This window comes from Sphingomonas sp. LR59, assembly GCF_036855945.1.
GTDB lineage: Bacteria > Pseudomonadota > Alphaproteobacteria > Sphingomonadales > Sphingomonadaceae > Sphingomonas.
Window position 1 is genome coordinate 1,325,803 of the sequence record NZ_JASPFL010000001.1, and the last position, 24,881, is coordinate 1,350,683.

The window sequence follows — 24,881 nt, forward strand, 5'->3', positions numbered from 1 at the left end:
GTTGCCCTCCCCTCGCACCACCGCCTAAAGCCAACCGCAATGAACTCCACCGCAGCCCCCCCAGCATCCCTTACGGATCGCCAATTTTCGCGCCTATTGGCTGTCCCGCTTCACCGGCACCATCGCCGTCAGCGCGATGTCGATCGTGATCGGGTGGCAGGTCTACAACATCGCCCGCGAGACGATGGACATCCGCCAGGCCGCCTTCATGCTCGGCATGATCGGCTTCGCGCAGTTCGTGCCTTTGTTCCTGCTGACCCCGATCACCGGGTTGGTCGCGGACAGCTTCGACCGCCGCTGGATCGTTCGCGGGACGACCGCGCTGCTGGTGCTCACCGCCGCGACGTTGTGGTTGCTGACTTGGACGGGCCACCTCACGCTCGGCGTGCTGTTCGTCGCCGCGGTAGCCTTCGGCGTCGCCCGAGCCTTCTCCGGACCGGCCTATTCCGCGCTAGCCCCCAACCTAGTCCCCCGCGCGGTTCTCCCGACCGCGATCGCGATCAGTTCGATCGCCTGGCAGGTCGGCACCATCGCGGGCCCCAGCGTCGGTGGCCTCCTCTACGCAATCCACCCGGAGGTCGCCTACGGCGTCGCGACGATCCTGTTCGTCGTCGCGCTCCTCTTCATGTTCCTGATCGGCCCGGTCCCTCAGCCCGCGGCACAGACCGATCACCGACCCCTCGCCCGCATCATCGAGGGCTTCACCTATGTCCGCCGCAACCGCCTCGTCCTCGCGACGATTACGCTCGATCTGTTCGCGGTGCTGCTGGCCGGCGCGACGTCGCTGCTCCCGGTCTATTCGCGCGACATCCTCCACGTCGGCTCGCAGGGGCTAGGCGTACTCGCGGCGGGCATGGGCATCGGCGCGGCGGTGACGGCGATCTGGTTCTCGTTCCGGCCGATGAGCACCAATGTCGGCGTGAAGATGCTGATCGCCGTCGTCGTATTCGGGCTCGCGATCCTGACCTTCGGCGTCGCAACGCCGATCGTAAACCTGCTCGGCATCGCGCCCGGCACGATCGGCGGCATCCCCGTCCAGCCCGCTTTCGTCCTCAGCCTCGTCGCGCTGATCGTCGCGGGTGGCGCGGACATGATCTCGGTCTATGTCCGCCAGTCGCTGATCCAGCTCCACACCCCCGATGCCATGCGCGGCCGCGTCGGCGCGGTGTCGCAGCTCACCATCTCGGCCTCGAACGAGCTCGGCGAATTCGAGAGCGGGGTGATGGCATCGTTGCTCGGCCCGGTAGGCGCAGTGGTGTTCGGCGGCGTCGGTGCTATTGCGATCACGATCGGCTGGGCGCGACTGTTCCCGGAACTAGGCCGCGCGAAAACCTTTGATCCCCCAGAGATCCTAGAGACCGAACCCGAACACGGAGAAGCCAAGCCATGAAGGCCAACTCGATCCTCGATACGATCGGCAACACGCCGCACGTCCGCCTGTCGAAGCTGTTCCCCGAATCCGAAGTCTGGGTGAAGTCCGAGCGTTCGAACCCCGGCGGGTCGATCAAGGACCGCATCGCGCTCGCGATGATCGAGGCAGCCGAAAAGGACGGCCACCTCCAGCCCGGCGGCACGATCATCGAGCCAACCAGCGGCAACACCGGCATCGGCCTCGCGCTCGTCGCCGCGGTGAAGGGCTACAAGATCGTCCTCGTCATGCCCGAGAGCATGTCGATCGAACGCCGTCGCCTGATGCTCGCATACGGCGCGACGTTCGACCTGACCCCGCGCGAGAAGGGCATGAAGGGCGCGATCGAGCGTGCGAAGGAACTGGTCGAGCAAACGCCCGGCTCGTGGATGCCGCAGCAGTTTGAAAATCCTGCGAACATCGCCGTGCATGTCGCTACGACCGCGCAGGAAATCCTCTCCGATTTCCGCGACACGCCGATCGACGTGATCATCACCGGCGTCGGGACCGGCGGCCACATCACCGGCGTCGCCGAGGCGCTCAAGAAGGAATGGCCGTCGCTCAAGGTCTACGCGGTCGAGCCTGCCGCCTCGCCGGTCATCGCCGGTGGCCAGCCCGGCCCGCACCCGATCCAGGGCATCGGCGCCGGCTTCATCCCGGTGAACCTCCATACCCAGGCGCTCGACGGCGTGATCGAGGTCGATGCCGCGGTGGCGAAAGACATGGCTCGCCGCTCGGCGACCGAAGAGGGCATGCTGGTCGGCATCAGCTCGGGCGCGACGCTCGCAGCGATCCTCCAGAAACTGCCCGATCTCCCTGATAACGTTCGCGTTCTTGGCTTCAACTACGACACCGGCGAGCGCTATCTGTCGGTCCCGGACTTCCTGCCCGAACAGTGACAAAGCCTCTATCCCCGCGCGGCACGACGGTGCTGCGCGCCACTATCGTCGGAATTTCCGCGCTAGCGATCATTGGGCCCGCGCTCGTGGTCGCCAACGCGCCGACGATCGTCCACGTGTCGAAGCGGGTTAAACTGCCGCCGGGGCGGGTCGTGCCGCAAGCCGAAGTGCCTCAGGTCGAACCGGTAAAGTTCGTCGACCTGACGCCCGACGACGCACGCGCGTTCAATGCGACCGTGCCGTTCTCGACCGCGCCCAACCCGCTGCGCGGCCGTTCCTCTTCGCTGGCGGTGCAGAGGATCTGGCACGCGCCACCGACTGCATGGCGGCGGGCATCCTCTACGAGGCCGGGGATGATACGCTGGGTGAACGCGCGGTCGCTCAGGTCGTGCTGAACCGCCTGCGCCACCCGGCTTTCCCCAAGACGGTATGCGGCGTCGTATTCGAGGGCCAGGACCGTTCAACCGGTTGTCAATTCAGCTTCAGTTGCGATGGCGCGCTAACCCGCTGGCACCCGACTGATGACGCCTGGCGGCGTGCGCGCGAGGTCGCCGCGGCGGCGCTTAACGGCGCGGTGTTCAAGCAGGTCGGCTATGCTACCCACTATCATACCGACTGGGTCGTGCCATACTGGCAGTCGAGCCTCGACAAGATCACTGCGGTCAACACGCACCTGTTCTTCCGCTGGTCCGGCTGGTGGGGGACGCCCTCCGCATTCGGCCGTCACCCCGAAACCATCGAGCCCGTGATCACACAGCTCGCTACGCTCTCCGACGCGCACAAAATTGGCGCCGCGCTCGTCGAGGCCAATGCGGCCTTGGCCGAAGCATCGGCTGCAATGGGGTTCGCTGCAGGGACGGAGACGGACCCTTCGGTCATGGCGAGCGCGGTCGACGGTGATACGGTTCTCGTTACATTGCCGCGCAATCAAACGGCCGACGGCCTCGTCGCACTCGCAACCCAAGCCTGCGGCGATAAACCATTTTGCCGCTTCATGGCCTGGACGGACGCCACAAAAACAGCGACATCGATCCCGCTGGACCTCGCCCAAATGGCCGCATTGAGCTTTAGCTATATGCGCGATCGGGGAGCAATTATGAACGTTCGCTCTGGAACTGCCGCCAGTTCAAGCGTGCGGACCCGACGCAATGCATCGTGACACGGGCGACGATGACTGCAGTACCGCAGTCCACTCCAGTCGCACCGAACGCAGCCGCAGGTGCGGGAGAACTGAGCGGTGTCCGGCAAAAATCGAGCGCTGCAGCGTCGTCATCGCCAACGCAAACATCGTCTTCTGCAGCCGCGACGGCTACAAAATAGCGCCAACGCATCCCTCCCCGTCAGAGGGAAGCATACGGGGCGGATAGCTTTGGCGATCCGCCCCGTTTTCGATCAGGCCGCCATGAACATCTCGGGCGGCAGCGCCATCAGCGACTCCGCGCCACCCTCGATCTTGCGACGTAGTGCGCCCGCATCCGGCAGGATCCGCTCGGCATAGAAGCGCGCCGTCACCAGCTTGGCGTCTAGGAACGCAGTCTCGCCCTCGCCTGCCGCCTTCAGCTTGGTCGCAGCGACCGCCATCCGCAGCCACATCGTGCCGACCGCGACGATCCCCATCAGGTGCATGTAGCTGACCGCACCCGCGCCGACGTTCTCAGGATTCTTCATGCCATTAGCCATGAACCACATCGTCGCCGCCTGAAGCTGGCCGTTCGCCTTCTCCAGCGCCTCGGCAAACACTGCCGTCGCCGGATCGGTCTTCGCCGCGGCGACGTCGTCCGCCACCAGCTTGAAGAACGCCTGGATCCCGCGTCCGCCATTCTGCGCGAGCTTGCGCCCGACCAAGTCCATCGCCTGCACGCCGTTGGTGCCCTCGTAGATCATCGCGATCCGGGCATCGCGGACATACTGCTCCATGCCCCATTCGGCGATGTAGCCGTGGCCACCGTACACCTGCTGCGCGTTGGTCGCGATCGCATAGCCCATGTCGGTGCCATAGCCCTTGATGACCGGGGTCAGCAGGCTGATGATGTCGCCGGCCAGCTGGCGCTCTTCCTCGGTCTCGGCATGATGCTCGAGATCGGCCTGGAGCGCGGTCCACAGGATCAGCGCACGCAGGCCCTCGGTCAGCGACTTGCCCTCCATCAGCATACGGCGGATGTCGGGATGGACGAACAGCGTGTCCGCCTTTTCCTGCGGCTCCTTCGGCCCAGTCAGCGCGCGACCCTGGCGCCGATCCTGCGCGTACTGGACAGCATTCTGGTAGGCGACTTCGGCAACGCCGAGACCCTGAAGACCAACGCCGAGACGCGCGGCGTTCATCATGATGAACATCGCCGCGAGGCCCTTCATCTCCTCGCCGACGAGCCAGCCGGTCGCCGAATCATAGTTCATCACGCAGGTCGAGTTCGCGTGGATGCCCATCTTGTGCTCGATCGAGCCGCAGGTGACGCCATTGCGCGCGCCGAGCGAACCGTCTTCCTCGACGAGAAACTTCGGTACCACGAACAGCGAGATGCCCTTCGAGCTGTCCGGCGCGCCCGGGGTCTTGGCCAGCACGAGGTGGATGATGTTCTCGGTCAGGTCATGCTCGCCCGACGAGATGAAGATCTTGGTGCCGGTGATCGCGTACGAACCATCCGCCTGCGGCTCGGCCTTGGTGCGGATCAGGCCGAGATCGGTGCCGCACTGCGGCTCGGTCAGGTTCATCGTCCCGCCCCATTCGCCCGACACCATCTTCGGCACGTACATCGCCTTCTGCGCATCCGAGCCCTTGGCGATCAGCGCGGCGATCGCGCCGTGTGTCAGGCCGGGATACATCGCGAACGCCATGTTCGACGAGATCATGTATTCCTGGAACGCGGTCGACACGACGTGCGGCATCCCCTGCCCGCCATATTCGGGCTGGTTGCCGAGCGTCGCCCAGCCGCTCTCGACATACTGCTTATACGCTTCCTTGAAGCCGTCCGGCGTCGTCACCGAGCCGTCCTCATGCCGCGTGCAGCCCTGCTGGTCGCCCGACAGGTTGAGCGGAAACAGCACTTCGGCGACGAACTTGCCGCCTTCCTCGAGCACTGCGTCGACGACGTCGGGCGAGGCTGCATCGAAGCCGGGGAGGTTATTGTAGCGATCGAGGCCGACGACATGCTCGAGGACGAAACGCGTGTCGCGGACGGGGGCGTATACTGAGGCATGGTTTATCCTTGGTTGTCCTGGGCGCGGCTCACTTCGAGGAGGGCCACGAAACTGGTGAGTTCGTCGATGGCGAGATCGATGTCGCGCTTCTGCGCGGTCAGCAGCGCGATCCGCGCCTGGCTGCGCTCGATCACGACCTGGCGCTGCGCACGGCGACCGTCGCCGAGATCGTAGAGGTCGATCATCTCGCGGATTTCGCCGAGGCTGAACCCGACGCGCTTGCCGCGCAGGATCCAGGCTAGGCGCGCGCGGTCGCGGTGCGAATAGATGCGCTGGGTCCCGCGACGCTCGGGCGCGATCAGGCCCTCGTCCTCGTAGAACCGGAGCGCGCGAGCCGTCACGTCGAACTCGGCCGACAGGTCGGAGATCGTGAAGCTCTCGCGATCATGCCGCGGTTCGATGACCGCGTAGGATTCGGGAGAGACCGGGGAAGGAGATGCTCGTGTCGCCATCCCCAGCCAAATAACTCTCGTTTACGTCAACGTCAATTAGCGCAGAGCAACTTCCCGGCAGATGATCGCCCACCCGTTGAGCGCAACGTCGAAGCCTCCGATCGCGATTCGCTGATCCGATCGACGGCCAGCGCGGCTAGCGAGGCGCGGCCAGTACACAGCGATTCACAGGCTTCTGGCATCTCGGCCGGGAAGACGATCCGATCGCCGTCGAACCGGGCGTCGAATTTGCACGCGCCAAATGCGACTTTCAGTGCATCGCCCGAGCGCTCGACGGTCCCGGATGCGGCACAGCCCTGATCTTCGCCGTAGTCGACGCTGACCCCGATCCGGGCGGTCTTCTCGGTGGCGATAACGCAGACCCGGTCGGTATCGCGCGCCCAGTATCCCTGCAGCGGCGCGTTCGGGTCGGACACGATTCCTGCGGTCTCCGCCGCCGCCTCAAGCCGCGCCCCCGCACTATCCGCGACCGTACGAGACGGCTCCTGCCCGCACCCGCTCAAGACGAGAGCGAGCAGCAACGCCCGCTTCATTCGGCCGGCACCAGTCCGCCCCCTCGATCCGGCGGAAGAAGCAGGTCCGCTCGCCGGTATGACACGCCGGCCCCGCCGCATCGGCGATCACCCACACCGCATCCTGGTCGCAATCGATCCGCAGCTCGGCGACGCGCAGCACGTTCCCCGACGTCTCGCCCTTCTTCCAGAGCTTCTCGCGACTGCGCGACCAGAAATGCGCCTCGCCGGTCGTCTGCGTCTGGGCCAGCGCCTCTGCGTTCATATGCGCGACCATCAGCACGTCGCCCGATACGCGATCTGTGACGACCGCGGTCAGGAGCCCGGTGGAATCGAATTTCGGATCGAGCGTCAGGCCCGTGTCGCGGCTGTGTGTCATGCCCCGGATATACCCGAAACTCGCCCCGATGCGACCAGCGGCGCGCAATGTTATTACAAACAGGCGACAAGACGGCGATCCGCTCGTATAGGGCAGCTTCCGCACGACGTGAGATCCGGCATGCTGACGACAAACCCTTATGACGACGACAAACTTCGCGAAGAGTGCGGGGTGTTTGGCGTCTCGGCCACCGAAGGCGCGGCTGCGCTCGTCGCGCTCGGCCTCCACGCTTTGCAGCACCGCGGGCAGGAAGCGGCCGGGATAACCACCTTCGACGGGGCCAATTTCCACACCCACCGCGCAATGGGCCATGTCGCCGGGAACTTCGACCGCGACGACGTGATCCGCGCGCTGCCCGGCACAGTCGCCTGCGGTCATGTCCGCTATTCGACGACCGGCGAAACCGCGCTCCGCAACGTCCAGCCGCTCTATGCCGAGCTGTCGACCGGCGGCTTCGCGATCGCGCATAACGGCAACATCTCGAACGCGATGCGACTGCGGCGCGAGCTCGTACGGCGCGGCTCGATCTTCCAGTCGACCAGCGATACCGAGACGATCATCCACCTCGTCGCGACCTCGAACTACCGCACGCTGCTCGACCGCTTCATCGACGCGCTGAAGCAGATCGAGGGGGCGTACTCGCTAATCGTGATGACGCCGGAGGGCATGATCGCCTGCCGCGATCCGCTCGGCATCCGCCCGCTGGTGATGGGCAAGCTCGGCGACGCGGTGATCTTCGCCTCCGAGACGGTCGCGCTCGACGTCGTCGGCGCCACCTTCGTTCGCGCGATCGAGCCGGGCGAACTGGTTATCGTCCAGGGCTCGGAAATCCGCTCGATCCGCCCGTTCGCACCGATGGCGGCGCGGCCGTGCATCTTCGAATGGGTGTATTTCTCGCGCCCCGATTCGATCGTCGACGATCACTCGATCTATTCGGTCCGCAAAGCGATCGGCGCGCAGCTCGCGATCGAATCGCCGGTCGATGCCGACCTGGTCATCCCGGTTCCTGATTCGGGCACGCCCGCAGCAATCGGCTATGCGCAGCAATCGGGCATCCCGTTCGAGCTCGGCATCATCCGCTCGCACTATGTCGGCCGCACCTTCATCTCGCCGGGCGACAAGGTCCGCCATCTCGGCGTGAAGCTGAAGCACAACGCCAACCGTGCGCTGATCAAGGGGAAACGGGTCATCCTCGTCGACGACTCGATCGTCCGCGGTACGACCTCGCTCAAGATCGTCGAGATGATGCGCGAGGCCGGCGCTGCCGAAGTCCATATGCGGATCGCCAGCCCGCCGACGCGGCATTCATGCTTCTACGGTGTCGACACGCCCGAGCGCGAGAAGCTGCTCGCGGCCAAGCTGGATCTCGGCGGCATGACCGGCTTCATCCATGCCGACAGCCTAAACTTCATCTCGATTGACGGCCTCTACAAGGCGCTCGGCGAGGCGAAGCGCGCGGATGTCCGCCCGAAATATTGCGATGCGTGCTTCACCGGGGATTACCCGACGACGCTGACCGACCATGACGAAGGTTCGGAAGTCGATCAGTTCGCGATGCTCGCCGAACGCGTCATCTGATACTCGCGGAGCTGATATGACGGACAAGCCTCTCGAAGGCCGGCTGGCGCTGGTCACCGGTGCCAGCCGCGGCATCGGCGCTGCGACGGCGATCGCGCTGGCGGCAAAGGGCGCGCACGTCGTCCTGACCGCGCGCACGCCCGGCGGTCTCGAAGAGGTCGAGGCGACGATCCACGCGGCCGGCGGCTCGGCGACGATCGCGCCGCTGGATCTGGCGGAGAGCGAGGCCATCGCGCGCTTGGCGACCGCGATCGGAGACCGCTGGGATGCGCTTGATATCCTCGTTCTCAATGCCGGCATGCTCGGCTCGCTGTCGTCGGTCCCGGCGATCGATCCGAAGGAAATGGCGCAAGTCCTGACGCTCAACGTCAGCGCGCAGGCGGCCTTGATCGCGGCGTTCGACACTATGCTGAAAAAGGCGAAGTCGGCGCGCGTGATCGGCGTGACCTCCAGCGTAGGCCGCAAGCCTCGCGCGTATTGGGGCCTCTACGGCGCTTCGAAGGCTGCATTCGAGACACTGCTTGGCGCATACGGTGACGAGATGGCGGAGATTAGCGCCATTCGCACCGCAATCGTCGATCCCGGCGCGACGCGGACAAAGATGCGTGCGCGGGCCTATCCTGGGGAAGATCCGAACTCGGTCAAGGAACCGACTGTCGTGGCCGACCGCATCGTCGCGCTGGCAATCGAAGGCTTCGAGGCGGGCCACTTCGAGCGGGTAGCCTAACCGTTCTCCTGCGCACGCAGGAGCCCAGGGTCACAATCGCCACCGCCCGTTACCCTGGATTCCTGCGTACGCAGGAAAGCGCTACCGCTTCACCAGCGTAACCTGCGCGACATCGATCCCGCCGCCGAGAAACCCACCCTCGCAATACATCAGATAGTAACGCCACAACGCCACGAACCGAGCATCGAACCGCGCCGGCAACCGCCCCTCCGCGACCGCCGCGTCGAACGCTACCCGCCACCGCCGCAACGTCTCGGCATAGTGCAGTCCAAACCCGCGTCGGTCCTCCCACGCCAGCCCCCGCGCCTCCGCAAGCGCGCGAAACCGCGGCTCGGACAACAGCATCCCGCCCGGAAACACGTAGCGCTGGATGAAGTCGACACTCCGCGAATAGGAATCGAAGATCGCATCGTCGATCGAGATATACTGCAACGCCGCGCGCCCGCCCGGCTTCAACGCGCGCGCGATCGCGTCGAGATACACCGGCCAATATTCCTCGCCCACCGCCTCGACCATCTCGATGCTTGCCACCGCGTCATAGGTCCCGGTGAGGTCGCGGTAATCGGTCAGCGCCACCTGCACCCCGTCGAGCCCCGCCGCCGCGATCCGCTCGTCGACCTGGCGCTTCTGCTCGATCGACAGCGTCAGCGCATGCACACCGACCCCCGCATATGCCGCCATCTCGGCAAACGATCCCCAGCCGCAGCCGATCTCCAGGATCGTATCGCCAGCACGCGCGCCGGTCCGGTCGAGGATCGCGCACAGCTTGGTGGCCTGCGCCACCTCATGCGATTCGGCATCGTCGAACGGCTCGGCGAAGATCGCACTCGAATAGGTCAGGCTCGGATCGAGCCACGTCTCGTAGAAATCGTTGCCGAGGTCGTAATGCGCCGCGATGTTCTTGCGCGAACCGGTCGGGTCGTTGCGCCGCATCCGATGCCACGCCCGCGCCGCGAGCCGCACCACGCCCCCGACCGCGCCGAACTCCCGAGCGAGCGGCGGTTGCGCATGAAAAGGTCGAATAGCGGCACTGGATCGGGGCTCGACCAGTCACCTGCCGCCCAGCCCTCGTACCAACCGACCGATCCTGCCGTCGCGAGCCGCACCAACGCGCGCCAGCGATGCACTGTCACTACCGGCAAAGGCCCCGGCGCACGTCCGCCAATCAGCCGCCGTGTGCCGTCGGGCAGGCTCGCATCGATCCCGCCGCTCTCAAGCCCCGCGTCGATCCGATCGAGCAGACGGTGGAACACCGGCGCGACGATGCGCGCAACCGGGGAAACCTGGGCGGTGGGCACATCATCGAAAGCTGGAACGGCAGTCATCGCGGCGCTCCATGCAACAGGGGCGGCGGCTAGGAAAGAGGCGTCGGCGCGGAAACGGCTGGAACGTAATCAAGGCCGCAACGCACTCCCCTCCCTGGAAGGGAGGGGCCGGGGGTGGGTTGGCGGGTTCGAGCCACTGACGGTCGACCGAGCGGAACCCGACCCACCCCCAACCCCTCCCTTCCAGGGAGGGGAGAAGATGCGACCCTAGCGCGCGTGCCGCCCGGCTTCGAGCGCGCGCTCACGGCCTTCGCGGTGGCCGACGATCTTCGCCGCGTACGCTTTTGGCCGACAGCCGGACTCCTCCGGATCGTGGATCGCGTCGCCAGTTACCTTCGCCAGTTCCGGCACCCACTCGCGGATATAGTCGCCTGCATCGAACTTGTCCGACTGCGTCAGCGGCGCCATGATCCGCCCGAACATGTTCGAATCTACCCCGGTCCCCGAGACCCATTGCCAGTTCACCGAATTATTCCCGTAATCCGCATCGACCAGGCAGTCCCAGAACCAGCGCTCGCCCTCGCGCCAGTCGATCAGCAGATGCTTCACCAGGAAGCTGGCCGTGATCATCCGCACGCGGTTGTGCATCCAGCCGGTCGCCCAGAGCTGGCGCATCCCGGCATCAACGATGGGATAGCCGGTCTTGCCCTCCTGCCATGCCTTCAGGTTCGCCTCGGCCTCCTTGCCCGACCGCCAGGGGAGCTTGTCGAACTTCGGCCGCCCGTTGGTGTCGCCGTAATCGGGCATCGTCAGCACGACGCCATCGGTGAAATCGCGCCATGCGAGTTCCTTCCGAAAGATTGTCGCATCGCCGTGGCCATCGACCGCGTGCCACACCGCGCGCGGCGAAATCTCGCCGAAGTGGAGATGCGGGGACAGGCGCGACGTGCCTTCGATGGAAGGCATGTTGCGATCGACGTCATACGCCTCGACTATCGGCGCCATCGCCTTCGCGTTCTTCAACGCCTGCGCCTCGCCCGGCGTCCAGTCCTTGAACCCGGTCGACCAGTCCGGCTTGGTCGGCAGGAGATCCCAGTCCGCCAGTTTATCGCTCCTCGGCCATTTCGACGGCGCCGGGATCGTCCGCGGCACCGGCTCCGGATCGCCCGGCGGCATCATCTGGTTGAGCGCCTTCCAGAACGAGGAATACACCTTGAACTGCCCGCCCGACCCCGTCTTCACATCCTCGACGCGGGCAAGATGGTTGCCGTCATGCAGGCACAGCCTATCGCCAAGCGCCGCCTCGGCCTTCCGCCACCAAGGCTCATAATGCCGGATCGCGTGCACCTGCCCGGCACCGGTTTCGTCCATCAGCGCCGTCAGCACCTCGACCGCGTCCCCGCGTCGCAGGATCAGCTTCGACCCCTTGTCGGCGAGCGCCTTGGCGAACGCGTCGAGCGTGTGGTGCAGCCACCAGCGCTGCGCGCCGCCCATCTTCCATTTCCCCGGCGCCTCGTCGTCGAGGACATAGACCGGGATCACCGCTCCCACATGCGCGGCGGCGATCAGCGCGGGGTGATCGTGAAGGCGGAGGTCCTGGCGCAGCCAGAGCAAAGAAGGTGTCGTCATCGCGCGTTCAATGCACCAACCCGCAGTCCGGCGTCACCCGCGGCGGCAAAAGTTTCGCCCAGCGTCAGGATCGACGCGACGTGCCGCTCGGCGATCGCCAGCGCATCGTCACCATAGCCGCCGCCGACCGTACTCGCGAGCGGCATGCCGCGATCGATCGCGAGACCAGCGACCAGCCGCTCGCGCTGCGCCAGCCCGTCCAGCGTGAGCAACAGCCGGCCGAGCCGATCGCCCTCGAACGGATCGACCCCCGCCTGATAGAGGATCAGCTCAGGCCGGAATTCATCGAGCAGCGGCACCAGGGTCGACTCCAAGGTCGCCAAATAGACTTCGTCGCCGACCTTGTCGGGCAGCGGCACGTCGACCGTCGACCGCGCCTTGCGCACCGGAAAATTCTTCTCTGCATGGATCGAATAGGTGGCGATTTCAGGCCGTCCCGCCAGCAGCGCCGCAGTCCCGTCGCCCTGATGCACGTCGCAATCGACCACCAGCACGCGCGCCACGCGACGCTCGTCGATCAACCGCGCCGCCGCCACCGCCAGATCGTTGAACACGCAAAATCCAGCGCCGGTATTCGCCAGCGCATGATGACTCCCGCCCGCCGTATTTGCCGCAAACCCGTGCTCCAGCGCGAGACACGCCGCCAGCCACGTCCCTTGCGGGACGATTGCGGCACGCGATGCCACCGCCGCCGTCACCGGAAACCCGATCCGCCGCTCCTTCTCCTTGGGCACCTGCGCCCCAAGCACCTCGGCGACGTAATCCTCGTCATGCACCGCCTCGAGCCACGCGGTCGGCGTCGTCTCGGCTCGATGCCACGTCACCGCATCGCCCTTGTCGAGAAGCAGGTCGCGGATCAGCCCGTTCTTGTTCCAGCGATAGGTCGAGCGCGTCGGCGCTGGCGTAACATAGTCGGGATGGTGGACGACATGGATCATGCTCCGTAGGTAGGAGCGCGCTGCCCGAGCCCCAAGCGGTTCGCCGCACAAGCGCCTGCGTTCCGGAGATTTTCGTGACCGATTACTCGACCCTTCCCTACCGCCCCTGCGCCGGCGTTATGCTCGTCAACGCCGACGGCAAGGTCTTCGTCGGCCAGCGCAACGATTCGCCCTCCGAGGCTTGGCAGATGCCGCAGGGCGGGATCGACCCAGGCGAGGACGCCGAAGCCGCCGCACTCCGCGAACTCGGCGAGGAAACCGGCGTCATGCCTGACAAAGTCGCGCTGATTGCGGAAGCGCCGGGTGAATTCGTCTACGACCTCCCGCCCGAGCTGCTCGGCAAGGTGTGGAAGGGGAAATGGCGCGGCCAGGCGCAGCGCTGGTTCCTGTATCGGTTCAACGGCACCGACGCGGACATCGACATCGCCACCGAGCATCAGGAGTTCCGCGTCTGGCGCTGGAGCGATCCCGCCGACCTGCCGCGGCTGGTCGTGCCGTTCAAGACTGCGCTCTACGAACGGGTACTCGCCGCCTTCGCGCCACATCTCGGCGCATAACCGCATCGGTCCGCAGTTCCCATCGCGTTGCGCTGCCGTTACGGAATCCAGCGTGCGCCGCTTAACATGCCTCATCTTCGCCCCGCTGTTGCTCGCCAACGCGCCCGATCCGCAATCGGTAATGATTCCGGAAACGATCCGCGCGATGCTCGACGCGGCGCTGGAGGCGGGCAACGAGGCCGACGTCAACACGATCGCCAAATACGCGCGCGCCGCCGACCCGCTTAGCGGCGACGCGGTGCTCGCGATCGCCGAAAAGTGGAAGGCCGACCGCGCGGCTCAACGCACGCAGGTCATCCGTCAGGCCAGCTTTCTTGACCTTTGGAGCGGCAAGGCGGAAATCGGCGGCTATTTGACTACCGGCAATTCCGACACCGCCGGCGGCACCGCGGTGCTCGACCTCAACCGCGAAGGCCTGCGCTGGCGACACAAGTTTCATGCGCAAGCCGATTATCAATCGAACCTCAACATAACGACGCGCGAGCACTATCTCGCTTCGTACGAACCCAACTACAAGATCGACGATCGTGCCTATGTGTACGGCGTCGCGCAGTATGAGAGCGATCGGTTCCTCGGCTATTTCAACCGATATTCGACCTCGGTCGGCGCCGGTTACAGCGTCATCAAGACTGCGGGCACCAAGCTCGATCTTGAACTTGGGCCGGCGTATCGTGATACCGAGTTTACCGACAATACCGTACAGAGCAGCATCGCCGCGCGTGGGACCGCGAACTTCAGCATCCGCATCCTCAGCGGGCTGTCGGTCAGCCAGGTCGCGTCGGCGTATGTCCAACGCTACAACAGCACGCTCAGCGGCACGACCTCGCTCAACGCCAAGCTGATCGGGCCACTCTCCGCTGCTTTGTCGTACAGCGTCCAATATGAAAGCGAGCCGCCGGTCGGATCGGTCTCGACCGACACCACCAGCCGCGCGTCGCTGGTCTACAGCTTCTGACGCTGTTCCCACGCACGGCCGGTTTCGCTAGGGTCGGGTGATGAGGGGACTTTCAACGATAGAGCGCGATGCCGTCGATAAGGCGCACGCGGCTCCGATGCTAGGGCAGGTCGAGACCTGGGCAGAGATCAACAGCGGCACGCGCAACCTGCCCGGCCTCGCGACGATGGCCGGTTTGCTAGGCGACGCATTTGCGGCCCTGCCCGGCGAGATCACACTCGTGGAGCCGACCCCGGTCGACAGCGTCGCGACGGACGGCGTCGTGTCGTCGATCGAGCACGGCAAGCATCTGCATCTCGTCGTCCGCCCCGACGCGCTGGTACGGATGCTGTTCACCGGGCACATGGACACGGTCTATCCGGTCGATAACGCGTTCCAGTCGCTCCAGTGGCTCGACGACGGCCGGCTGAACGGGCCGGGTGTTGCGGACATGAAGGGCGGGCTGGCCGTGATGCTCGCGGCGCTTCGAGCGGTCGAAGCGAGCCCACTCGCCACCCGTATCGGCTATAACGTCGTCATCAACTCGGACGAGGAAACCGGCTCCTTCTCCTCCGCCCCGCTGCTGGCTAGCGCAGCACATGGAAAGATTGCCGCACTCACCTACGAACCCGCTCTCGCCGACGGAACGCTCGCCGGCGCACGTGGCGGCACCGGCAATTTCTCGATCATCGTGCGCGGCCGTAGCGCGCATGCCGGCCGCAACCCCGAAGACGGTCGCAACGCGCTCGTCGCCGCCGCGGATATCGCGGTCCGGCTTTCGAAGGTCCGCGGCCCGCGTTTGGCGGTGAACCCGGCACGGATCGAAGGCGGCGGCCCCAACAACGTCGTTCCCGACCTTGCCATCCTTCGCATCAACTTCCGCCCCGCCACGCTCGATGATATCGCCCGCGCCCAGTCTCACATCGACTCCGCGGTCGCGATGGTGACTGCCGAACATGACGTCCGTATCGAAGTCCATGGCAGCTTCAACCGCCCGCCCAAACCGATCGACGACGGCGCCGCTCGACTGTTCGACCTCGTCAAGGCGTCGGGCAACGATCTCGGCCTCGACATCGCCTGGAAAGCGACCGGCGGGGTGTGCGACGGCAACAACATCGCGGCGGCGGGCGTGCCGGTCGTCGACACGATGGGCGTCCGCGGCGGCGCGATCCATTCGGTGGACGAATTTATGATCCCCGACAGCCTGCCCGAGCGGGCAGCGTTGTCGGCGGTCACCATATTGCGCATTGCGGAGGGCCGGTTGTGAGCTTCAGGATCCGCGCCGCGGTCGACGACGATCTCCAGCATCTCTACGAAATGGCTAAGCTCACGGGTGGCGGCTTCACCAACCTGCCGCCTGATCGGCGTGCGCTGACCGCCAAGCTTGAGCGTAGCCACGCCGCCTTCGCGCGCAGCGATGGCCCGGTTCAGGACGAGCTGTTCGTGCTGATCCTTGAAAACACCGAGACGCGCGAAGTCCGCGGTACCTGCCAGATCTTCACGCAGGTCGGCCAGAGCTATCCGTTCTACAGCTACCGGATCGGCCAGCTCACGCAGCACAGCAAGCAGCTCAATCGCACCTTTCGCGCCGACATGCTCTCGCTCGCCACCGATCTCGAAGGCGCGAGCGAGGTCGGCGGGCTGTTCCTCCATCCCGGCGAACGCGCCGGCGGTCTCGGCCTGCTGCTCGCGCGCAGCCGCTACCTCTTCATCAAGATGCACCGCGCGCGCTTCGCCGACCGCATCCTCGCCGAGCTCCGCGGGGTGATCGACGAAGCCGGCGGCTCGCCCTTCTGGGATGGTCTCGCCGGCCGCTTCTTCGGGATGAATTTCCAGGACGCGGATCAGTTCAATGCGATCAACGGTCACCAGTTCATCGCCGACCTCATGCCCAAACACCCGATCTACACCGCGATGCTGACCGAGAGCGCACGCGCGGCGATCGGCCTGCCGCATCCCTCGGGCCGCGCGGCGATGCGGATGCTGGAGAACGAAGGCTTCGCGTTCGAGAATTACGTCGACATCTTTGACGGCGGTCCGACGATGACCGCGCGCACCGACCGGGTCCGCTCGATCGCCGATGCGCGCGAAAGCCGTGTCGTCGCGATCGACCAGGACGGCGGCACCGAAGCGCTGGTCGCGACCGGCAACCTCGCCGACTTCCGCTGTGCGTTCGGTCATGTCCGCGATACGGGGGACGGCGTTGCCCTCTCTCCCGACAGCGCCGCGGCGCTCGCGCTAGCCGAGGGCACGCTAGTGACGCACGTCGCACGACTATGACCAAGGTCGAGATCAACTTCGACGGGCTGATCGGCCCCAGCCATAATTTCGCCGGGCTCAGCCCCGGCAATCTGGCGGCGACGCAGCATGCCGGGCAGATCGCGCATCCGCGGGCGGCGGCGTTGCAGGGCATCGCCAAGATGCGCGCGAACCTCGATCTCGGGCTGGTGCAGGGCGTGCTGATGCCGCTTGCCCGCCCCGACCATCGCTGGCTCGAAACTTTGGCGACCACTTACGACGACGCGCCGCCGCATCTTCGCGCGCAGGCCTTGTCGGCGTCGGCGATGTGGGCGGCGAACGCGGCGACGGTCTCGCCTGCAGCCGACACCCGCGATCGCCGCTGCCATCTGACCGTCGCCAACCTCCTGACGATGCCGCATCGCAGCCACGAATGGCAGGGTACGCTCGCCCAGCTTGGGACGGCGTTCGCAAACCCCGCCTTCGTCGTGCATCCCCCCGTCCCCGCCCCATTCGGCGACGAGGGCGCCGCCAACCACATGCGGCTCTGCGCCGATCATGCCGAACCCGGCGTCGAGGTCTTCGTCTACGGCAAGCCCGGCGGACGCTTCCCCGCCCGCCAACACCGCGACGCGAGCGAAGCCATCGCGCGCGCGCACGGTCTCGATCCGGCACGGACTGTGTTCGTCCAGCAGTCCGACATCGCGATCGCCGCGGGGGCGTTCCATAACGACGTCGTCGCGGTCGCCAACGAGCGCGTGCTGTTCGCCCACGAACACGCCTTCGAGGACAAGGATGCGTTCTACGCCGATCTGCGCCGCCTCCTGCCCGAGGTCGAGATCGTCGAGGTTCCCGCCGACCGTGTCAGCCTCGCCGATGCGATCGCGTCCTATCTGTTCAACGCGCAGCTCGTTTCGCTCGCCGATGGCATGGCACTGGTCCTGCCCGAGGAGGCGCGTGCCAATGCCGCGGTGTGGTCGTGGCTCCAGACACATGTCGCAGGCAATAGTCCGATCCGCCACCTGCACGTCGTCGATGTCCGCGAATCGATGAGCAACGGCGGCGGTCCCGCCTGCCTCCGCCTGCGTGTGGTCGCCGATCCGGCAACCGTCGATCCCCGCTTCCTCGTCGATCACGCCAAGCTCGACCGGATCGCCGCGATCGTCGCCGCGCACTGGCCCGAGGCGATCGATCCGGCATCGATCGGCGATGCCACGCTCGTCGCGGCTATCGAGGCCGCGCGGAATGCGCTCCTCACCGAGCTCGATCTTGTCGGGTTAATTTACACTTAACCATATTTGCTCCGGGCTAAACCGCGGAAATCCGCCATTGGCACCGGTCTTGCTAGGTCGCGGCCATGTGGACTCGCTTTGCCCGCCTCTTCATCATCAAGACCAAGTTCGAGGCATTCCTCGTCATCTACGGCCTCGGGGTCGGCGCGGTCGAGCGCGGCATGCATTATCTGCAGCAATACCCGGGCTATGGCGGCTGGATGCTGTTCGCCGCCTGCCCGATCGCAGTCTTCATGGCAGGCGGGCGGATCATCGATTCGGTCAGTCACGGCCGAGAACGCTGACCCGTCAGGATTTCTGCTGCGACAGGTGCAGATAGCGGCTCGAGAAATCGGCGAGTTCGCGCAACGCATCCCAGCGCGGAAAGCTGATCCGACGCCGGTTGCGCGAGATCAGACCGTCCGCCTCGAGCGACTTGATCGTCCGGTTGACGTGCACCGCGGTCAGCCCGAGCGCATCGCCGAGCTGCTCCTGGCTCATCGGAAGCTCATAGCCGGTCTCGTCGACCAAGCCCTGCATATCGAGCCGGATCGCGAATTCGCACAGGAAATGCGCCAGCCGCGACCGCGCATCGCGCCGGCCGATATTGAGGATCCATTCGCGAAAGATCGACGCCTCGACCAGCGTATTGACGAAGATCGCATTGCCGATCGACGCCCGCGTCCGTGCGAGATCGCGCAACGCCGTTCGTGAGATCGTCGCGACGTCCGCGCGGGTTAGCGTCTGCACATTGTGGTCGGCGACGTCGAGAAACAGGTGCTGGAAGTCAAGCGCCTCCCCCGGCACGTGCAGTGACACGATCTGTCGCATCCCCGAGCCGGTCAGCTTCTGGCGGTATGCAAACCCGGACAGCAAGACGGCGCATTGCTCGGGCGCGTCGCCTTCGCGGACGAGATAGGACGACGGTTCGTAGGTTCGCAGCGTATACGGTAACGCCAGCAATGCGCGACGATCAGCTTCGTGCAGAACCGCGTGTGTTTCGAGCTTTCGCACCATCAAAGCCAAGGGGGCCAAAGGGGAAATCACAGCACCATGATCCGTCAGAACATCGTTCAAATGCGTTCTCCCGCACAAATCGGGGCGGGAGCACATGCCTCTCTCGGCCGTCAGCGCCCAATGATCGGCTGTCGGTAAAAGACGATAACATATTCGGATAAGGCTTATCGTAACATTTGGTCTTCACGCAAAATAAACCTGCGTTAAAATCGATAAGCTATGACCCCGGGTCTATCGAAGGCGATGCTGCCAGCATCTTCGACTATACTGGCCTGTCGGGACATTGCCTTTGCGCCGTATCGTTTTATCCATACGGATATCGATCACGTGACGCGTTACGGTTTGACGGATGTCGCGCTGCTGATTTCATCCAATGCGCCTTGCAGGCAATCAATACAATCGCTCAACTTGGCACCGAATAGCGGATTGTCGCCCTCATCGGCGATCCGCAGCGCCTCCTCGATCAGGAAGACCATCGATTTTAAACGCGCGACTGCCTGCGCTTTGCTATGCATTCCGGCCTCCATTCACGCATGATGGTCGTTGCGACCAGTTCGGTGCAGTTGGCGACGATTAACCATTCCCGGTGTCGGCAGGCAAGATGCCAATTGCGATCGGTGCGCGCGGTGTCATGCGTCGCCCAGGCGCGCTTAGACCGGGCGTTTCCAAGACTGGACCAGACCAGCCATCAGACCGTCGACCGAATCCACCTGTGCCGCAAGCCGCTGGTGCAACACTCCCGCGGCGTCGCGAAAGCGCCGCGCGAGCGCGTTGTCGGGGACGATACCGAGACCGACTTCATTCGAGACGAGAATGACCCGCGCCTGCGCGCAGGCAAGCGTCGCTAGCAAAACATCGACTTCCTGGTCGATGTCGAGATCGGCGAGCAATAGGTTGGAAAGCCATAAAGTAAGGCAATCGACGAGGATGACCGTGTTCGCGCCATCCACCTCGCGCAATGCGGCGGCAAGTTGGGTTGGGGCTTCGACGGTCTGCCACCGCGCATCGCGGTCGGTCCGATGCCGCGCTATCCGATCGCGCATCTCGTCGTCGAATGCCTGCGCGGTCGCGATATACACCAGCGGCCCCGCCGATGATGCCGCGGCGGCTTCGGCGACGGCCTGCGCATGACGGCTCTTGCCGGACCGCGCCCCGCCGAGCACGAACAGGCTCCTACCGAACGACGGGCTGGTTTGTAATGGCGGCATGGTCTCTCCTTGGCGCTTGCAGCGCGCGTCCGGAATGACGATGAGCGGCGCAAGATCAAGCGAAAGGATATCATGACGGGGTTGCGCGCGCATGGCGGGAGGGTCGATCTCGCCGCAACCCTGTACCCCGATGCCCCCACCCCGTGGATCGATCTGTCGACCGGGATCAATCCGTGCGCCTGGCGGTCCGACCCGTTGCCCCCCGTCGATCTCACGACGCTACCATCGCCGGCATCGATCGCGGTGCTCGAAGAAACGGCGGCTGCAATGTTCGGAACCGATTCCGCGTGTGTTCTCGCGTTGCCGGGCAGCGAGATCGGACTACGCTTGCTGGCCGGTCTCGATCTGCCACGGCCCGCCCGGTTTGTAGCGCCGAGTTACGCAACACACGCGGAAGCGCTCGGACACGCCAGCGCAGTTATGCGACCGGCCATCGATAACATCGAAGACGGGACGCTGCTGCTCGCAAACCCGAACAATCCGGATGGACTACTCGACGAACCAGAGCGCCTGCTCGCCGTGACGCGACACGGCGCATGGCTGGTGGTCGACGAAGCGTTTGTCGACCTGGTCCCATCGTACAGCATCGTCCCGCATCTTCGGCCGTTCCACCAAGTCATCGTTTTTCGCTCGTTCGGCAAGACGTTCGGCCTGCCCGGCGTCCGGCTCGGTTTCATGATCGCCCCGCCGGCACAGGTTGCCGCGATGCGCCACCAGCTGGGAAGCTGGCCGGTTTCCGCCTGCGCAGTGGCTTATGGGACGGCCGCCTACCGTGATAGCGCCTGGATCGATGCGAACCGGCTTGCCTGCATCGACCGGGCGGCACGACTGGACACGATGCTGGCGCGCCACGGGCTGCATGCGACCGGCGCCTGCCCCCTGTTCCGGCTCGTGGAAAGCAGCGCCGCAGCCGCGATATTCGACCGTCTGGCGCATGCCGGGATACTGACGCGCACGTTCGACCATGAGCCACACTGGCTGCGGATCGGCCTGCCACGCGACGACATCGCCTTCGACCGGCTGGACCGAGCGCTGGCGCATGGCTGAGCCGATAGCGGTCCTAGCGATAGCGATCGACGCTGCGATCGGCTGGCCGGCCGCACTATATGCACGGATAGGGCATCCGGTAGGCGGGTTCGCGCGGTTGATCGGCGCCGCCGAGGCACGCTGGAACGATCCGCGAACATCGTTTGCGACCCGTCGGGCGGCGGGTGTCTTGACGATGACAGTCGTCGTCGGGGTCGCGGTCGTCATCGCGCTCGCGCTAGACGTCGTTCTGCGAATGCTGCTCGGGTCTTCCGCCTGGGTCGCGATCGCCTTGTTAGCCGCGCCGGGACTCGCGATCCGTAGCCTGCACGATCATGTCGTTCCCGTGCCGCGGGCGCTGGGCGCGAGCGACCTCCAGACTGCCCGTGCCCGCGTTGGCATGATCGTCGGGCGGGATGTCGCGTCGCTCAATGAAGCCGGCGTCGCGCGGGCGGCGATCGAGAGCCTTGCCGAGAGCGTGTGCGATGGCGTCGTCGCGCCACTGTTCTGGTTGCTCGTGGCCGGGCTGCCGGGACTGTGGGCGTATAAAGCGATCAACACGGCCGACAGTTTGATCGGGCACCGTGAAGAGCGCTGGCGTGCGTTCGGCTGGGCTGCGGCACGGACCGACGACTTGGCCAATCTGATCCCGGCTAGGCTGAGCGGCGTGCTGCTGTGCGTTGCCGGGCTCGGCGGTTGGCAGACGATGTGGCGCGACGCCGGCAACCATGCCTCGCCCAACGCAGGCTGGCCCGAAGCGGCGATCGCGGGCGCGCTTGGCCTGCGTCTCGCCGGGCCGATCGCCTATGACGGGGTGAGCGTCGCCAAGCCCTATATCGGCGATGGCCGTGCGGACGCTACCGCCGCCGATCTACGCGCCGCGCTCGGCATCTATCGCCGAGCGTGTGTGCTCCTGTTTGTCATTGCCGGAGGGATCGCATGGGCGCTCTGATGCTCCAGGGAACCGGCTCCGACGTCGGCAAGTCGGTGCTCGCCGCCGGGCTGTGCCGCGCGTTCGCCAATCGCGGACTGTCGGTCCGCCCGTTCAAGCCACAGAACATGTCGAACAACGCGGCCGTCACTGCCGACGGCGGCGAGATCGGTCGCGCGCAGGCGACTCAGGCGATCGCGTGTCGCGTCGAACCCAGCGTCGACATGAACCCGGTGCTGCTCAAGCCGCAGGGCGACCGCACCTCGCAACTGATCGTCCGCGGGCAGGTGCGCGGGACGCTTGCCGCGGCACGCTGGCGCGAGGGACGCGAAGGGCTGCTGGTCGACGTGCTCGACAGCTTCGAACGGCTGTCGGCAGGCTGCGATCTCGTCGTCGTCGAAGGCGCGGGCAGTCCGGCGGAGATCAACCTGCGCGCCGGGGACATCGCCAATATGGGGTTCGCGCGTGCTGCCGACGTGCCCGTGGTGCTGGTCGGCGACATCGACCGCGGCGGCGTGATCGCGGCGATCGTCGGCACGCGCGCGGTGATCGATCCGGCCGACGCGGCGATGATCCACGGGTTCCTGATCAACAAGTTCCGCGGCGACCCGGCGCTGTTCGACGACGGCTATCGCGCGATCGAAGGGCGGAGCGGATGGCGCGGGTACGGCGTCGTGCCATGGCTTGCAGACGCGGTACGGTTACCGAGCGAGGATGCGGTGATTCTCGAACGCCCCGCCGCCAGTACGCAGCGCCGCGTCACGATCGCCTGCCCGATCACGCCGCGGATCGCCAATTTCGACGACCTCGATCCGCTCCGGCTCGAATCCGGCGTCGCGCTTGTCATGGTACCGCCGGGCACGGCGATCCCGGACGTCGACATGATCGTGCTCGCCGGCTCGAAGGCGACGATCCCCGACCTCGCCTTCGTCCGCGCGCAAGGCTGGGACATCGATATCCGCGCGCATCACCGGCGTGGCAAGCCGGTGCTCGGGCTCTGCGGCGGTTATCAGATGCTCGGCCGCAGCATCGCCGATCCCGACGGGATCGAGGGACCGGCGGGACGCGTCGACGGACTGGGGCTGCTCGACGTCGACACGATCCTCACCGGCCGCAAGACACTGGAAAGGGTTCGCGGGCTAGCGCAGGGCGCGGCGTTCGAGGGCTATGAGATGCACATGGGCGCGACCACCGGCCCCGCGACCGAACGCCCGGTCGGACACCGCGCCGATGGCAGCCCCGAAGGCGCGACGAGTGCGGACGGGCTGGTGTCGGGCAGCTACGTTCACGGCCTGCTCGCGCTCTCCGAGCAACGCGCGGCGTGGCTGGCTCGGCTCGGCGTCGCGGCGAGCGGACCCGATCATGGCGCGTCGATCGACGCCGCGCTCGATGCGATCGCCGCGACGCTCGAACGCCATGTCGATCTCGATGCGCTGCTCGCGCTAAGCGAGCGCGCCGGCCACCGAGAGCGCAACTAGCAGCCCGGTCTCGACGATCTCGATCCCGGCGCCATGCGCGTCGCCGGTCACACCACCGAGCGTCCGCCGCAACCATGCCGCGACGGCGAGCACGAGGAACGGGAGAGCGATGAGCGCCGGCACTGCGATGGCGGCGAGCGCGAGCAACAGTCCCCACCCCAGCAGATCGCGGGTTCGGACTGCGCCGGCGACGGCCGCGCCGAGCCCGCCGGGCCGCAGTGGCGGCAACAGTCTCGCCCAGACGAGAGGCACCATCCTCGCAGCAAACGGAACGACGATCAGAGCCCAGTTCATGCCGATCACGTGGAGCAAAACGAGCTTGGCCAGCATCTGGCTGACAATCGCGACGACGCCGAAGCTCCCGATATGCGGATCGGCCATCGCCGTGAGCAGCCGCGTCCGATCGCCATGCGCCGCGCCCAACCCATCCGCGAGGTCGGCGAGCCCGTCGAGATGCAGCGCCCCCGTCACTGCGATCCAAGCCAGCAACGCAGCGCAGGCCCCCGTCCAAGGATCCACCAGCGTGCCCAGCCAGCCGGCCGCCGCGACGATCAGGCCGATCGCGAGACCGACGACAGGGTAGCACCGGATTGCTGCCGCGAAATCCTCTGCCTCGACGTCGACGCGCGGCATCGGCAGCCGGGTCAGGAAGCCGAACGCGACGATCAGCCGTTTCATGTCGCCAGCCCGACGATCTGCACGGTCCGCGTCGGGCCCGGCCAGATGCGCAGCGAGACCAGCGCGGCATAGGGCAAGTCGAACGCCCAGATCTGCCGTCGATCGAACCCGCACAAGTCCGCGAGCGCCGCCCGGATCGCACCGCCATGCGTCACCACGAGTGTCGAGACCTGGGGCATCTCGGCCAACGCCTGCGCTACCCGGTCCTGCAGCGCGGACCAGCGCTCTCCATCAGGCGGGGGAGACGCATCGGGATCGTCGTAGAATGCGGCGAGCTCGACACGATCGATTGCCGTCGAGGCCAGCCCGTCCCATGCCCCGAAATCGAGTTCGCGCCAGCGTGGGTCGACCTCGACCGCAACGCCTCGCGGTTCACCGATCGCCGCCGCACAGGCGCGTGCGCGGATCAGATCGGAGGCCTCGATCCGTTCGATCGCAAGACTCTCGGCGCGTGCCATACAGGCGGCAATCCCTCCCTTGGTTACCGGGTCGTCGGTCCGCCCGAGCATTCGCCCCGCCACGTCGGGCGCACCATGCCGCATCAGGTGCAGCATGTACGCG

Annotated in this window: 25 protein-coding genes and 2 pseudogenes; 15 read left to right on the forward strand and 12 right to left on the reverse strand. The window is 65.9% G+C overall.

Annotation, left to right across the window (positions count from 1 at the left end):
* Window positions 1–76 precede the first annotated feature (76 nt).
* From QP164_RS05980 to QP164_RS05995, 4 genes are read left to right on the forward strand one after another with little or no spacing between them, the layout of a single operon-like run.
* Window positions 77–1,390: an MFS transporter gene (locus QP164_RS05980; RefSeq protein ID WP_333924195.1), complete on the forward strand. Its 1,314-nt coding sequence runs from the start codon at window positions 77–79 to the stop codon at window positions 1,388–1,390.
* Complete coding sequence (cysK, locus tag QP164_RS05985; RefSeq protein ID WP_333922519.1) at window positions 1,387–2,307, forward strand: cysteine synthase A; 921 nt, start codon at window positions 1,387–1,389, stop codon at window positions 2,305–2,307. Before QP164_RS05980 ends, cysK begins: the two co-directional genes overlap by 4 nt.
* 29 nt (window positions 2,308–2,336) lie before the next feature.
* Entirely contained in the window at window positions 2,337–2,702 is a 366-nt protein-coding gene (locus QP164_RS05990; RefSeq protein WP_333922520.1) for a hypothetical protein, read from the forward strand.
* Window positions 2,630–3,466 (forward strand): cell wall hydrolase, encoded by an 837-nt coding sequence (locus QP164_RS05995; protein WP_333922521.1) that lies wholly within the window; start codon window positions 2,630–2,632, stop codon window positions 3,464–3,466. Before QP164_RS05990 ends, QP164_RS05995 begins: the two co-directional genes overlap by 73 nt.
* A 233-nt stretch (window positions 3,467–3,699) precedes the next feature.
* Here the strand turns inward: QP164_RS05995 and QP164_RS06000 are convergent.
* The 4 genes and pseudogenes from QP164_RS06000 to hisI all read right to left on the reverse strand — a co-directional run bounded on the left by QP164_RS06000 (window position 3,700) and on the right by hisI (window position 6,845).
* Window positions 3,700–5,501, reverse strand: a pseudogene (locus QP164_RS06000) (acyl-CoA dehydrogenase C-terminal domain-containing protein).
* Window positions 5,502–5,504: 3 nt separating this feature from the next.
* The gene (locus QP164_RS06005; protein ID WP_132896305.1) at window positions 5,505–5,954 is read right to left on the reverse strand and encodes a MerR family transcriptional regulator; all 450 of its coding nucleotides are present in this window, start codon (window positions 5,952–5,954) and stop codon (window positions 5,505–5,507) included.
* Between the two features lie 32 nt (window positions 5,955–5,986).
* A complete protein-coding gene (locus QP164_RS06010; protein WP_333922522.1) occupies window positions 5,987–6,475 on the reverse strand; it encodes a hypothetical protein in 489 nt (162 codons plus the stop codon).
* Window positions 6,414–6,845: a phosphoribosyl-AMP cyclohydrolase gene (gene hisI, locus QP164_RS06015; RefSeq protein WP_333922523.1), complete on the reverse strand. Its 432-nt coding sequence runs from the start codon at window positions 6,843–6,845 to the stop codon at window positions 6,414–6,416. Before hisI ends, QP164_RS06010 begins: the two co-directional genes overlap by 62 nt.
* 120 nt (window positions 6,846–6,965) lie before the next feature.
* Here hisI and purF point away from each other — a divergent pair, with 120 nt between their 5' ends.
* Window positions 6,966–8,423: an amidophosphoribosyltransferase gene (purF, locus tag QP164_RS06020; protein ID WP_332795558.1), complete on the forward strand. Its 1,458-nt coding sequence runs from the start codon at window positions 6,966–6,968 to the stop codon at window positions 8,421–8,423.
* Between the two features lie 16 nt (window positions 8,424–8,439).
* Window positions 8,440–9,150 (forward strand): SDR family NAD(P)-dependent oxidoreductase, encoded by a 711-nt coding sequence (locus QP164_RS06025; protein WP_133031146.1) that lies wholly within the window; start codon window positions 8,440–8,442, stop codon window positions 9,148–9,150.
* Between the two features lie 81 nt (window positions 9,151–9,231).
* On the opposite strand, the pseudogene QP164_RS06030 reads toward QP164_RS06025, so the two are convergent.
* The 3 genes and pseudogenes from QP164_RS06030 to QP164_RS06040 form a co-directional block, all read right to left on the reverse strand.
* A pseudogene (locus tag QP164_RS06030) lies at window positions 9,232–10,475 on the reverse strand (class I SAM-dependent methyltransferase).
* Between the two features lie 207 nt (window positions 10,476–10,682).
* Window positions 10,683–12,044, reverse strand: coding sequence for a cryptochrome/photolyase family protein (locus tag QP164_RS06035; protein ID WP_333922524.1), 1,362 nt, complete (start codon window positions 12,042–12,044; stop codon window positions 10,683–10,685).
* Window positions 12,041–12,982 carry a histone deacetylase family protein gene (locus tag QP164_RS06040; protein WP_333922525.1) on the reverse strand — a complete coding sequence of 314 codons (942 nt, stop codon included), beginning with the start codon at window positions 12,980–12,982 and terminating at the stop codon, window positions 12,041–12,043. The genes QP164_RS06035 and QP164_RS06040 overlap by 4 nt, the downstream gene beginning before the upstream one ends.
* A gap of 74 nt (window positions 12,983–13,056) precedes the next feature.
* Between QP164_RS06040 and QP164_RS06045 the strand changes: the two genes are divergently transcribed.
* From QP164_RS06045 to QP164_RS06070, 6 genes are all read left to right on the forward strand, one after another.
* Window positions 13,057–13,539, forward strand: coding sequence for an RNA pyrophosphohydrolase (locus QP164_RS06045; RefSeq protein WP_333922526.1), 483 nt, complete (start codon window positions 13,057–13,059; stop codon window positions 13,537–13,539).
* 52 nt (window positions 13,540–13,591) lie between these two features.
* Window positions 13,592–14,494 (forward strand): DUF481 domain-containing protein, encoded by a 903-nt coding sequence (locus QP164_RS06050; protein ID WP_243643137.1) that lies wholly within the window; start codon window positions 13,592–13,594, stop codon window positions 14,492–14,494.
* 40 nt (window positions 14,495–14,534) lie between these two features.
* Window positions 14,535–15,740, forward strand: coding sequence for a hydrolase (locus QP164_RS06055; protein ID WP_333922527.1), 1,206 nt, complete (start codon window positions 14,535–14,537; stop codon window positions 15,738–15,740).
* Window positions 15,737–16,753 (forward strand): arginine N-succinyltransferase, encoded by a 1,017-nt coding sequence (locus tag QP164_RS06060; protein WP_333922528.1) that lies wholly within the window; start codon window positions 15,737–15,739, stop codon window positions 16,751–16,753. Before QP164_RS06055 ends, QP164_RS06060 begins: the two co-directional genes overlap by 4 nt.
* A complete protein-coding gene (locus tag QP164_RS06065; RefSeq protein ID WP_333922529.1) occupies window positions 16,750–18,003 on the forward strand; it encodes an N-succinylarginine dihydrolase in 1,254 nt (417 codons plus the stop codon). The genes QP164_RS06060 and QP164_RS06065 overlap by 4 nt, the downstream gene beginning before the upstream one ends.
* 65 nt (window positions 18,004–18,068) lie before the next feature.
* Window positions 18,069–18,287 (forward strand): hypothetical protein, encoded by a 219-nt coding sequence (locus QP164_RS06070; protein WP_277982599.1) that lies wholly within the window; start codon window positions 18,069–18,071, stop codon window positions 18,285–18,287.
* Window positions 18,288–18,291: 4 nt separating this feature from the next.
* Here QP164_RS06070 and QP164_RS06075 read toward each other — a convergent pair whose 3' ends face one another.
* The 3 genes from QP164_RS06075 to cobU form a co-directional block, all read right to left on the reverse strand.
* Window positions 18,292–18,999 (reverse strand): Crp/Fnr family transcriptional regulator, encoded by a 708-nt coding sequence (locus QP164_RS06075; protein WP_132741735.1) that lies wholly within the window; start codon window positions 18,997–18,999, stop codon window positions 18,292–18,294.
* Window positions 19,000–19,334: 335 nt separating this feature from the next.
* A complete protein-coding gene (locus QP164_RS06080; protein ID WP_132897027.1) occupies window positions 19,335–19,514 on the reverse strand; it encodes a hypothetical protein in 180 nt (59 codons plus the stop codon).
* A 135-nt stretch (window positions 19,515–19,649) separates the two neighbouring features.
* The gene (gene cobU / locus QP164_RS06085; RefSeq protein ID WP_333922530.1) at window positions 19,650–20,207 is read right to left on the reverse strand and encodes a bifunctional adenosylcobinamide kinase/adenosylcobinamide-phosphate guanylyltransferase; all 558 of its coding nucleotides are present in this window, start codon (window positions 20,205–20,207) and stop codon (window positions 19,650–19,652) included.
* Window positions 20,208–20,279: 72 nt separating this feature from the next.
* Between cobU and QP164_RS06090 the strand changes: the two genes are divergently transcribed.
* From QP164_RS06090 to QP164_RS06100, 3 genes are read left to right on the forward strand one after another with little or no spacing between them, the layout of a single operon-like run.
* The gene (locus tag QP164_RS06090) at window positions 20,280–21,254 is read left to right on the forward strand and encodes a threonine-phosphate decarboxylase (RefSeq protein WP_333922531.1); all 975 of its coding nucleotides are present in this window, start codon (window positions 20,280–20,282) and stop codon (window positions 21,252–21,254) included.
* The gene (gene cbiB / locus QP164_RS06095; protein ID WP_333922532.1) at window positions 21,247–22,185 is read left to right on the forward strand and encodes an adenosylcobinamide-phosphate synthase CbiB; all 939 of its coding nucleotides are present in this window, start codon (window positions 21,247–21,249) and stop codon (window positions 22,183–22,185) included. The genes QP164_RS06090 and cbiB overlap by 8 nt, the downstream gene beginning before the upstream one ends.
* The gene (locus QP164_RS06100) at window positions 22,173–23,642 is read left to right on the forward strand and encodes a cobyric acid synthase (RefSeq protein WP_333922533.1); all 1,470 of its coding nucleotides are present in this window, start codon (window positions 22,173–22,175) and stop codon (window positions 23,640–23,642) included. Before cbiB ends, QP164_RS06100 begins: the two co-directional genes overlap by 13 nt.
* On the opposite strand, the gene cobS is transcribed toward QP164_RS06100, so the two are convergent.
* Window positions 23,607–24,320 (reverse strand): adenosylcobinamide-GDP ribazoletransferase, encoded by a 714-nt coding sequence (cobS, locus tag QP164_RS06105; protein WP_333922534.1) that lies wholly within the window; start codon window positions 24,318–24,320, stop codon window positions 23,607–23,609. The two genes, QP164_RS06100 and cobS, sit on opposite strands and share 36 nt — an antisense overlap.
* Window positions 24,317–24,874 (reverse strand): histidine phosphatase family protein, encoded by a 558-nt coding sequence (locus tag QP164_RS06110; protein ID WP_435368348.1) that lies wholly within the window; start codon window positions 24,872–24,874, stop codon window positions 24,317–24,319. Before QP164_RS06110 ends, cobS begins: the two co-directional genes overlap by 4 nt.
* Window positions 24,875–24,881 lie beyond the last annotated feature (7 nt).

Coding starts and splice junctions, on each gene's coding strand:
- cysK (WP_333922519.1), top strand. CDS start 1,387: ATGAAGGCCAACTCGATCCTCGATACGATCGGCAACACGCCGCACGTC.
- QP164_RS05995 (WP_333922521.1), top strand. CDS start 2,630: ATGGCGGCGGGCATCCTCTACGAGGCCGGGGATGATACGCTGGGTGAA.
- QP164_RS06005 (WP_132896305.1), bottom strand. CDS start 5,954: ATGGCGACACGAGCATCTCCTTCCCCGGTCTCTCCCGAATCCTACGCG.
- hisI (WP_333922523.1), bottom strand. CDS start 6,845: ATGACACACAGCCGCGACACGGGCCTGACGCTCGATCCGAAATTCGAT.
- purF (WP_332795558.1), top strand. CDS start 6,966: ATGCTGACGACAAACCCTTATGACGACGACAAACTTCGCGAAGAGTGC.
- QP164_RS06025 (WP_133031146.1), top strand. CDS start 8,440: ATGACGGACAAGCCTCTCGAAGGCCGGCTGGCGCTGGTCACCGGTGCC.
- QP164_RS06035 (WP_333922524.1), bottom strand. CDS start 12,044: ATGACGACACCTTCTTTGCTCTGGCTGCGCCAGGACCTCCGCCTTCAC.
- QP164_RS06040 (WP_333922525.1), bottom strand. CDS start 12,982: ATGATCCATGTCGTCCACCATCCCGACTATGTTACGCCAGCGCCGACG.
- QP164_RS06055 (WP_333922527.1), top strand. CDS start 14,535: ATGAGGGGACTTTCAACGATAGAGCGCGATGCCGTCGATAAGGCGCAC.
- QP164_RS06065 (WP_333922529.1), top strand. CDS start 16,750: ATGACCAAGGTCGAGATCAACTTCGACGGGCTGATCGGCCCCAGCCAT.
- QP164_RS06070 (WP_277982599.1), top strand. CDS start 18,069: ATGTGGACTCGCTTTGCCCGCCTCTTCATCATCAAGACCAAGTTCGAG.
- QP164_RS06075 (WP_132741735.1), bottom strand. CDS start 18,999: ATGGTGCGAAAGCTCGAAACACACGCGGTTCTGCACGAAGCTGATCGT.
- QP164_RS06080 (WP_132897027.1), bottom strand. CDS start 19,514: ATGCATAGCAAAGCGCAGGCAGTCGCGCGTTTAAAATCGATGGTCTTC.
- cobU (WP_333922530.1), bottom strand. CDS start 20,207: ATGCCGCCATTACAAACCAGCCCGTCGTTCGGTAGGAGCCTGTTCGTG.
- QP164_RS06090 (WP_333922531.1), top strand. CDS start 20,280: ATGACGGGGTTGCGCGCGCATGGCGGGAGGGTCGATCTCGCCGCAACC.
- cbiB (WP_333922532.1), top strand. CDS start 21,247: ATGGCTGAGCCGATAGCGGTCCTAGCGATAGCGATCGACGCTGCGATC.
- QP164_RS06100 (WP_333922533.1), top strand. CDS start 22,173: ATGGGCGCTCTGATGCTCCAGGGAACCGGCTCCGACGTCGGCAAGTCG.
- cobS (WP_333922534.1), bottom strand. CDS start 24,320: ATGAAACGGCTGATCGTCGCGTTCGGCTTCCTGACCCGGCTGCCGATG.
- QP164_RS06110 (WP_435368348.1), bottom strand. CDS start 24,874: ATGCTGCACCTGATGCGGCATGGTGCGCCCGACGTGGCGGGGCGAATG.